The sequence below is a fragment of the Buttiauxella sp. genome, assembly GCF_035271705.1.
Taxonomy (GTDB): Bacteria; Pseudomonadota; Gammaproteobacteria; order Enterobacterales; family Enterobacteriaceae; genus Buttiauxella.
In genome coordinates this window covers 1-8735 of record NZ_DATERI010000199.1, presented here as the reverse complement: position 1 = coordinate 8735, position 8735 = coordinate 1, and the positions used below count along the sequence as shown (strand labels likewise).

Here is an 8735-nt window from a genome sequence, read left to right as displayed (position 1 = left end):
AAACACTTTCGCCAGCCTCCCTATTCTGATGCTCTGGCGACGGCCTTTTTGTGACTAACAAAATGGCAATGACATTGCCAGTTTTAGCGGAGAGTGAAACCTATGAGCACGTTTACTACTCGGGACAAGACTGAAATCTATTATAAAGACTGGGGCTCAGGCCCGGTTGTGGTTCTCAGTCATGGCTGGCCTCTGAGCTCCGATAGCTGGGAAGCGCAAATGTTCTTTCTGGCAAACAATGGCTATCGGGTTATAGCGCATGACCGCCGGGGGCACGGTCGCTCCAGCCAACCGTGGAACGGGAATGAAATGGACACTTATGCTGACGATTTGGCAGAATTACTGGAACATCTGGAAATAGAAGGAGCCTCATTGTTCGGTTTCTCCACGGGTGGCGGCGAAGTGGCTCGATATATTGGTCGCCACGGGACTGCCCGGTTAGCCAAAGCGGGGTTGATCTCGGCGGTTCCTCCGCTCATGGTGCAGACTGAGTCAAATCCAGGTGGTTTGCCACTGTCAGTTTTTGATGGGATCCGTGCAGCTTCTGTTGCAGACCGTTCGCAGCTTTACATTGACGTCGCCAGCGGACCCTTCTTTGGATATAACCGTCCCGGTGCCACCCCATCCCAGGGGGTGATCAATGCCTTCTGGATGCAGGGCATGATGGGAGGACACAAAAACACTTATGACTGCATCAAAGCGTTCTCCGAAACAGACTTTACCGAGGACCTAAAGAAATTCTCCATTCCGACGCTGATTTTGCATGGCGATGATGACCAAATCGTCCCAATAGACGCTGCTGCCCGATCTTCATCCAGGCTTATCCCACACGCTGAACTGGTTATCTACAACGGGGCCCCTCACGGTATTACAGATACCCATAAGGAAAGGCTCAACAATGATTTGCTGGCTTTCCTTCGCAGTTAAATAGCCATCCTAATCTCGTTAGAATACCCGTTGAGGACACAAATATGACGAGTAAAACGGCTCTGATAGTCGTGGATATCCAGAATGATTATTTCCCTGGTGGGCTCTGGGCTCTCAAAAATGTAGAGGCTGCGGCGAAAAATGCTGCTCTGGTGATTGCTTTTTTCCGCGAGCGTGGCGATCTGGTGGTACACATTCGACATGAATTTACCAGTGATGAAGCTCCATTCTTTCGCCCAGGCAGCGAAGGTGCACAGCTTCATCCCAGTGTCATTAATAAGCCTGACGAATCGGTGGTGCTTAAGCATTACATCAATTCATACCGGGAAACGGAATTAAAGCCTCTTCTTGAGAAGGCAGGCATCGAAGCCGTAGTGGTAGTTGGCAATATGAGTCATATGTGCGTGGACGGAATAACGCGGGCTTCTGTTGATTTTGGCTATTCCACCACGGTATTACACGATGCCTGTGCCACCCTTGATCTTGAGTTCAATGGCGTAAATGTACCCGCAGAGCATGTGCATGCGGCATTTATGGCCGCGCTACGTTTCGGCTATGCAGCGGTGATTTCGACAAGTGAATACCTGAATAAGGCGAAGGAAATCCCATGAAAGATGTCATGACCTTTGTTGGCTTTAGACCGTGAGCTTCGAGGCTGCTATCTGGTGAAATGAAAGTGTCCGATATTGCTTGCCGCATTAGGCGATATGGCGATGAACCGTGCATTAAAAAAATAGCGCTATGTGAAATTCACGTAGCGCTATTTTGTATTTATTACCTTGTTACTTAATGCACAAGACCAAATGTATATTTAATAAAGGTCGACAGAATAGTAAAGTCTGGGTCGGCGAAAGTGACACCATCAACACCTAAGTGGCTGAATAATGGCAGCACCATTGCAGGGAGGAAACATAACAGCAAGCCGTTTACGAAACTTGCAATGATTGCGCCTCTTAATCCCCCGGTAGCATTCCCAAAAATTGCCGCCGTGCCCCCACAAGTAAAGCTTGCCAGGATCCCTGGGATGATGATTGGCAAGCCAATCGCTGGGAAAATCGCAATACAGATCAGCTCAGCAAAGAAACTCACAAGGAAACCGATCAACACTGCATTCGGTGATTTTTCAAACAGAACCATTGGGTCTACAGCAGGAATCGCTCCCGGTGCCACGACATGTGAAAACCCTCTGAATGCCGGCACAATTTCTTCAGCGAACAATACCACGCCTTTTTTGGCGATATATAAGCCACCCGCAAATGTAGCTGATCTTTCCAGCAACCAGATCAAATAAGGTTGTTTCTTCAGAAGTACATCCAAATATTCATTACTGGCGAATAATGAAGATATCCCGAGCAGGAAAAACATGGTCAAGAAAGTCGCGACGTCTGGGTTTTTCAGAAAACTGAATTTGTCACTGACGTTAACATGTTCGACATCAACAGAGGTGTTGCCAAACCATTTACCCAGATAAGAGGCTGCGAGATAAGAAGTCGAGGCTGCATGTGCAATACAGTATTCGTTATGCCCGATAACCTTCCGGCTAAAGCGGGACAGAATAGTCGGGAATACCGCCATATAGGTGCCGATAACGACGGAGCCAAATATTACAGCAAACAATTCGCTATAACCCAATCCGGTCAGCGCGGCTGTCACGGAAAAAGCCATAAATACAATCAGGTGTAACGAAAGGTAGATTGATTTAAAACGCGTATATCTTGCCAGCAAAATATTGACGATCATTGCAAAAAATAAAATGATCGCGGCAGGCCTGCCTAATTTATCAATGGTCAGTGCCATGATAGCTTCGTTGCTTGGCACGACACCGCGTAAACCAAATGCGTGAGTAAACAGATCGCTGAACATCGTCAGCACGCCACCCAAAATACCACCACCGGTTTTTATCAGGACGAAACCAACAAAAGCTAAAACCGTCCCTCTAATAATTGTACTTACTTTACTTTTTTGTAAGCACAGTCCGATAAATGCAATAAAGGCTATAATAATAGCGGGTGTTCCAAACAATCTTAATAAATAATCCACAGCAACCCCAAATCTTTGATAAATGTCCGTTTGAAATTATTCCAGCCCACCCCAAATGGCATGCGCTAATATTTTATTAAATTTAAATGTTTTATAAGGATAATAAATCCTTGAGTGAAATAATGAGTGAGTACTAATACATCACAGAGCAAAATCACTTCCTGTTAACCCATCGTGTTCTGAAGTTTGATACCTTTATTTAGCTGCTTTGTATAGTTAAGTAAGTAACTGTAAATATCTTAACGATTAAACTCAGGGGAAACCGATAACCTTGTCACAAAAAAACACCATTCCACACTTTATAAAACATTATTTCATTTATTATTGTTGAATGTTTTCAGGTTATTTGTTAATTAAATGTAAGAATGAGGGTTTAAGCAGAAATGACGGTTTATTGCTACTGACTATGTCCCCCACCTACAACTGCATCAACTTGCAGGTCAAGTATCCAATCCGGTGATCGTCAGATAGTCATCTAACCCATGAACAATGGACACAGCGCTAAGCGAGATTCTGGTTTTCAAATAGTACATACCTTTTAAATCGAGAGATGGCATAGTTCTGTTTATAGAACTATGAGGCCGATTTTAGCCGACTACCGGGACTATTGTTTCAGTATTATGCTATTCCCCATCTACCCGAGCCTTCCGTGAGTCTTATAAAAGAAGCACACGCTCAAGTTCATCTATTTAAAATATAAAGAGAAAAAATTATGCTCACACTGAATCGTAACGATTTTCGTATTCAGGCCTCTCGCTTCGACCTCACTAAGGGATCCAACATCCTGCGCATCGCAACGGGGGCGTTCATTTTACCGCATATCGCTGCCAAGTTTGCTGATGGCACATTCAACCCCGGCACCCTGGGATTCTTCGTCAAAGCTGGCCTAACCCCGCCTGAGTTTTGGGTCGGCCTCGCCGCGATATCAGAATTTTTAGTCGGTGTATTTCTGGTGCTGGGGCTGTGCACCCGTTTCGCGGCACTCGGCGGCACAGCGGTGATGCTCATTGCCGCGTATACACTACTGGCGGTCAATGGCTTAGTTTGGTCGTTTAATGCGGGGGGTTGTGAGTACCCGGTATTTCTTGCGATCAATTGTGCATTAGTGGCGCTGGATGCGTGGAAAACTTACTTTGCAGAACGCGGCTGCATTCCAGCCTCCAAACGCGTGAGCTCGCATGCCGCCTAGGTATTCTGCACTCAGATTTCAATCCTCATTAAGTATTTCAAAACGATTGACAAGGTAGTCGATAAGCGTGCGGACGGCAGGAAGCTGTCCACGCCGCGACGCGAATACGATGTGGATAATCTCGCGCTTTGGCTCCCATCCCGGAAGCACTTCAACCAGCTCGCCGCGTTCGAATGCTTCCGGCAAAATCATCCGCGGCAACTTGACCACACCCACTCCCGCTACCGCAGCGACACGCAGCGCCAGCATCGCTCGCGTAACATAACGAGGACTGTGTCGAACTTCGGCGCTGGCACCTTCAGGGCCTTCCAACACCCAGCGATGCTCATCTTGTGGTTGCCCGAGATCCATACTCGGCAGGCGAGCCAGATCAGTCGGGCCGCTGGGCGTTCCCCATTGAGCCAGCAGAGAAGGGCTGGCTACCAGGCACTGTCCACGATCCGACAGGATGCGCATCACCAGATCGCTGTCTTCCAGCGGGGGAGGAAGCACTCGAATAGCGAGATCAATACCCTCTGCGACCACATCAACCTTGCGGTTAGTCTCCTCGAGATGCAATTCAACGCGAGGATGTTCAGCCATAAAGTCAGCTAATATTTCGCCAACACGTGTTGCCAGCAGTGCCACAGGGCAGCTCATCCGCACAACGCCGCGTGGCTCAGCATGAGCCATGGCAATGGACTCCTCGGCAGCTTCAGCCGCCATCAGCATAGCCCGACAGTGTGTGTAGTAGCCCCGTCCGGCCTCGGTGACCGCAAAGCTGCGTGTTGACCGCAGGATCAGCTGAACGCTCAGTCGCTCCTCCAGCAGCGAAATGCGCCGACTCAGCCTGGATTTCGGAATACCCAACGCGCGACCTGCAGAGGCAAAACCACTGTGCTCCACCACTTGTGCAAAGTAGTACATATCATTTAAATCGAAATTCATCATAGTTCTATTCCTGGAACGCTGAGGCCGATTGTAGCCTACTACCGGATCTATTGTTTCAATATTATGATGCCTGCCACCTACCCGAGTCCTTCGGGCATCTCACAGGAGAAACACATGCTCAAGAAGATCCTCGGCGTATACAGTGCCCAACGTCCCCACTGGGTGGGTAACGCTTTTCCCGTTCGTACGCTGTTCAGCTATGGCAGCCATGGCACACAGTTGAGCCCCTTCTTATTGCTCGGCCATTCCGGTCCAGTCCGCTTTGAGCCGACTGTAGCGCCACGTGGTGTGGGCGAGCACCCACATCGTGGTTTCGAGACCGTGACCCTCGTTTATGAAGGTGAGGTCGAGCATCGCGACACCACGGGTGTGGGTGGCCATATTGGCCCTGGTGATGTGCAATGGATGACCGCAGCGTCAGGTATCTTGCACCAGGAATTCCATTCAGAGGCCTTCACGCGTAGCGGCGGCACTCTGGACATGGTGCAAATGTGGGTGAATCTGCCTGCACGCGACAAGATGTCGGCACCGGGTTATCAGAATCTGCGGGATGCTCAGATCCCACGCGTCGAACTCCCCAATGGAGCAGGTTACGTTCGCGTGATTGCGGGTGAATTTTCAGGCCATCAAGGTCCTGCACAAACCCATTCGCCGATAAATGTCTGGGATCTGCGCTGTCTACAAGGCGGCACGACACGCCTGAGTTTGCCTGCAGGCCATACCGCCGCCCTGGTGGTACTACGGGGTACGGTAACACTCAACCGGCAGCAATTACTGAGTCAGGATCAGATGGCACATCTGGAACGTGAGCGCGTTGAGCTGGAGATTGAAGCCAACAGCGATGCTGTGCTGCTTTTGCTCAGTGGCGAGCCAATCGATGAGCCCATTGTCGGACACGGACCTTTTGTCATGAATAGCCAGGCCGAGATCAACCAGGCGATAGCCGACTTTGACAGTGGCAACTTCGGTCGTATTGCGGTTTGACTTCAATGACCCAGCCTCCATAAAGCCTGGGCGATGCACTCCCCCATAACACCCACAATCAATCGCTTTCAGAGTTTGCGCACATGAACATGCCCATTGTATTTAAACGTTTTTTCAATACATTACCGGCTTACGCCATTAATGGCGTAAGCACGGCACTCGGCATCGGGCTCGTGCAGTTGCTGGTCGGCGCGTGGGCGGGGGAAGCGGCTGCTTTAGCTGCCAGCAGCGGGGCTATCTACGCAAGCCTCGCGGATTTCCCCACCATGTCTGATCGCGCCTGGCGCCGTATCTTGTTGTCAGCAATCATCGGTTGCGTTTCTGCCTTTCTGGTCATGGTATTGCAGCCATTTCCGATAGCGTTAGGTCTGCTGACGGCAACACTCGGTTTTGTACTCGCCATGACGTTGGTGTGGGGGCCGCGTGCCGGGCCACATTCTTTCGTCGGCATCCTCGCACTGGTGTTCACCATGGGTGCACCGCCTGTCACTGACACGTGGGTGATGGTCGAGTTGGCCGGTAAGACTGTGCTCGGTGCAGCATTCTATTTCTGCTGGGCGATGGGTATATCCTGGCTATTTCGGCAGCGCTATCGTCGCCTGGCACTGGCTGAGGCAATGACTGCCACGGCGCTGTTGTTGCGTGGTGTGGCTCATCACGTCAGTACGTCACCAAAGCTGCAAAGTGACCTGCAATTGCGAGCCCTGATCACGCTTGAGACGGCGTTGGCTGAACGTCTGCAAGCCGCACGAGATTTTATTTTCCCGGCCCCTGCAAGCGAAGAGGTTCGGCGCCAGACAGGCACGTTGCTTCATCTGCTCGATTTACGCGATACCGTGCTGGCCAGCCAACTTGATCTCGGCTCGTTACCTGATGATGCATCCGGTACACCATTGCGTGCCGCACTGGCTGTGCATCTGGCGGGTATTGCCGCGAGGCTTGATGAGGTGGCAGAAGCTGTGCGTTTCAACCTGTCCTTACCCGACAGCAAGACACAGCCACATCAAGACTGGGTTGGCCTCGATACGCTGTGCAAACTCGAAACGTTACATGCTGCTGGTGGGCATGCCCTGTTACCGACGCTACTCGGCCATGCGCGCCAGATGTCAGGGGAGGTGACGCAACTGCGAGCCTGGTTGCGTGGAGACGTGGCAGGTGTGGCAATGGCACCACACGAGTTGCGTCTGTTTGTCTCACCTGAAGGCTGGCCGCTGGCCGCTTTGCGCGCGCATGCACATCTTGAGTCGCCAATCCTGCGACATGCCATACGTGTCGGGCTGGCGCTGGGGTGTGCTTATTTCATCGCACTGCATCTACCGTGGTCCTCACATCCCCACTGGCTGGTGCTGAGTGTTGCGGTTGTACTGCGCGGCAATCTGGAGCAGACATTGTCACGACGCAATATTCGCGTACTGGGTACCGTGCTCGGCTGCGTACTGACGGTCGTTCTGATGCAGCTCCACTGGCCATGGTTTTCGGCCCTGACGTTTCTCGTTGCAGTGGGGCTGGCGCATACTTATTTCATCGTGCGTTATCTTGTTACCGCCATAGCAGCGACGGTAATGGCACTGCTGCAGATTCATGTGTCCGACGTTGGCACCGGGCTGGCCATTGCCGAACGCCTGGCTGACACACTGCTTGGTGGCGCACTCGCCTGGGGGTTCAGCTATGTTCTGCCATTCTGGGAGCGTCGGAGCCTGCCGTTGGCAGTGAACCGCATGAAGCAGAGCCTGCAGCAGTTCGGCGAACAGGTCATGCGCAGGCCGGAGGCTGACGTTTCTGACCTGGCACTGCGCCTCGCGCGGCGCGAGGCTTACGACACCATCATTGCTCTGGCCGGTGTGGCACAGCGCACCATTGCTGAGCCCAAGCAGGTGCAATTGCCAATGGAAAAACTGGCCGACCTAATCGTACAAGCGCGTCTGCTACTGGCCAACCTGGCTTCAACACACCTGTTACTTACGCGTTGTGCGGCCGAACCTGACCGCACCGACATGCAGGCCTTGCTTGAGGACGCGAGCCATCAGTTGCAACAGCTGTTCGCAACGCAGGGGACAAGGCAACCAGCAGAGAATCTGACCGCAGAGCAGCCCCTGGCTGAAGGCGAGAACGATAACACCATACCGCCTGCGGGAGCGCTGCTCCCATGGTTGCAAAGACGTCTCGATCGTAGCCAACGGGCCGCGCAGCATCTGGTGCATCTCGCTGATCGTTTGCAGGCTTAATCAGCCGAAGCGGTATCAACTTATTGACCAAAACACCCCACAAATTCACGAATTAAAAACGAAGGAATCACCGATGAATAAAGTAAAGAGGGGTTCCATGTTATCAAATGCGATACTGAATGCTATTTGCAACAGTGCCGCATAACCCTCATGGCGACACCAGACTGAGAAATTCCTTCACTGGCATGGGCCTGCCATACATATAGCCTTGCAGGTAGGTCACTTTGCGGGCTCTCAGGTAGGCAGATTGCTCTTCGTTCTCCACCCCTTCGGCCACCAGTTTCAGATCGAGCCTGGTAGCAAGGTCAATCACATTATCAACAAGATGGGCAGAGATCGCGTCAGTCCCAATCATGCTGACAAAGCTCTTATCAATTTTGAGAATATCGATCCTCAGGTTTTGCAGGTAACTCAGGCTGGAATTACCGGTTCCGAAGTCA

8 protein-coding genes are annotated in these 8735 nt (G+C 51.4%); 5 read left to right on the top strand and 3 right to left on the bottom strand.

Annotated elements, in window-relative coordinates:
• Positions 1-102: 102 nt before the first annotated feature.
• Positions 103-927 (top strand): alpha/beta hydrolase, encoded by an 825-nt coding sequence (locus tag VJY99_RS17890; protein ID WP_324120879.1) that lies wholly within the window; start codon positions 103-105, stop codon positions 925-927.
• A 44-nt stretch (positions 928-971) separates the two neighbouring features.
• Positions 972-1538: a cysteine hydrolase family protein gene (locus VJY99_RS17885; RefSeq protein WP_324120877.1), complete on the top strand. Its 567-nt coding sequence runs from the start codon at positions 972-974 to the stop codon at positions 1536-1538.
• Between the two features lie 175 nt (positions 1539-1713).
• On the opposite strand, the gene VJY99_RS17880 is transcribed toward VJY99_RS17885, so the two are convergent.
• Positions 1714-2967, bottom strand: a complete 1254-nt coding sequence (locus VJY99_RS17880; RefSeq protein ID WP_324120875.1) for a PTS ascorbate transporter subunit IIC — start codon at positions 2965-2967, stop codon at positions 1714-1716.
• A gap of 712 nt (positions 2968-3679) precedes the next feature.
• On the opposite strand from VJY99_RS17880, the gene VJY99_RS17875 reads away from it, so the two are divergent.
• Complete coding sequence (locus VJY99_RS17875) at positions 3680-4156, top strand: DoxX family protein (RefSeq protein ID WP_324120873.1); 477 nt, start codon at positions 3680-3682, stop codon at positions 4154-4156.
• An 18-nt stretch (positions 4157-4174) separates the two neighbouring features.
• Here VJY99_RS17875 and VJY99_RS17870 read toward each other — a convergent pair whose 3' ends face one another.
• A complete protein-coding gene (locus tag VJY99_RS17870) occupies positions 4175-5083 on the bottom strand; it encodes a LysR family transcriptional regulator (protein WP_324120881.1) in 909 nt (302 codons plus the stop codon).
• A gap of 117 nt (positions 5084-5200) precedes the next feature.
• On the opposite strand from VJY99_RS17870, the gene VJY99_RS17865 reads away from it, so the two are divergent.
• Together VJY99_RS17865 and VJY99_RS17860 are read left to right on the top strand one after the other, a co-directional pair.
• Positions 5201-6070, top strand: coding sequence for a pirin family protein (locus VJY99_RS17865; RefSeq protein ID WP_324120871.1), 870 nt, complete (start codon positions 5201-5203; stop codon positions 6068-6070).
• Between the two features lie 83 nt (positions 6071-6153).
• On the top strand, positions 6154-8295 hold the full coding sequence (locus tag VJY99_RS17860) for an FUSC family protein (protein WP_324120869.1): 2142 nt from the start codon (positions 6154-6156) through the stop codon (positions 8293-8295).
• A gap of 148 nt (positions 8296-8443) precedes the next feature.
• On the opposite strand, the gene VJY99_RS17855 is transcribed toward VJY99_RS17860, so the two are convergent.
• A partial coding sequence (locus VJY99_RS17855) for an EAL domain-containing protein (protein ID WP_324120867.1) occupies positions 8444-8735 on the bottom strand: 292 nt, incomplete at its 5' end.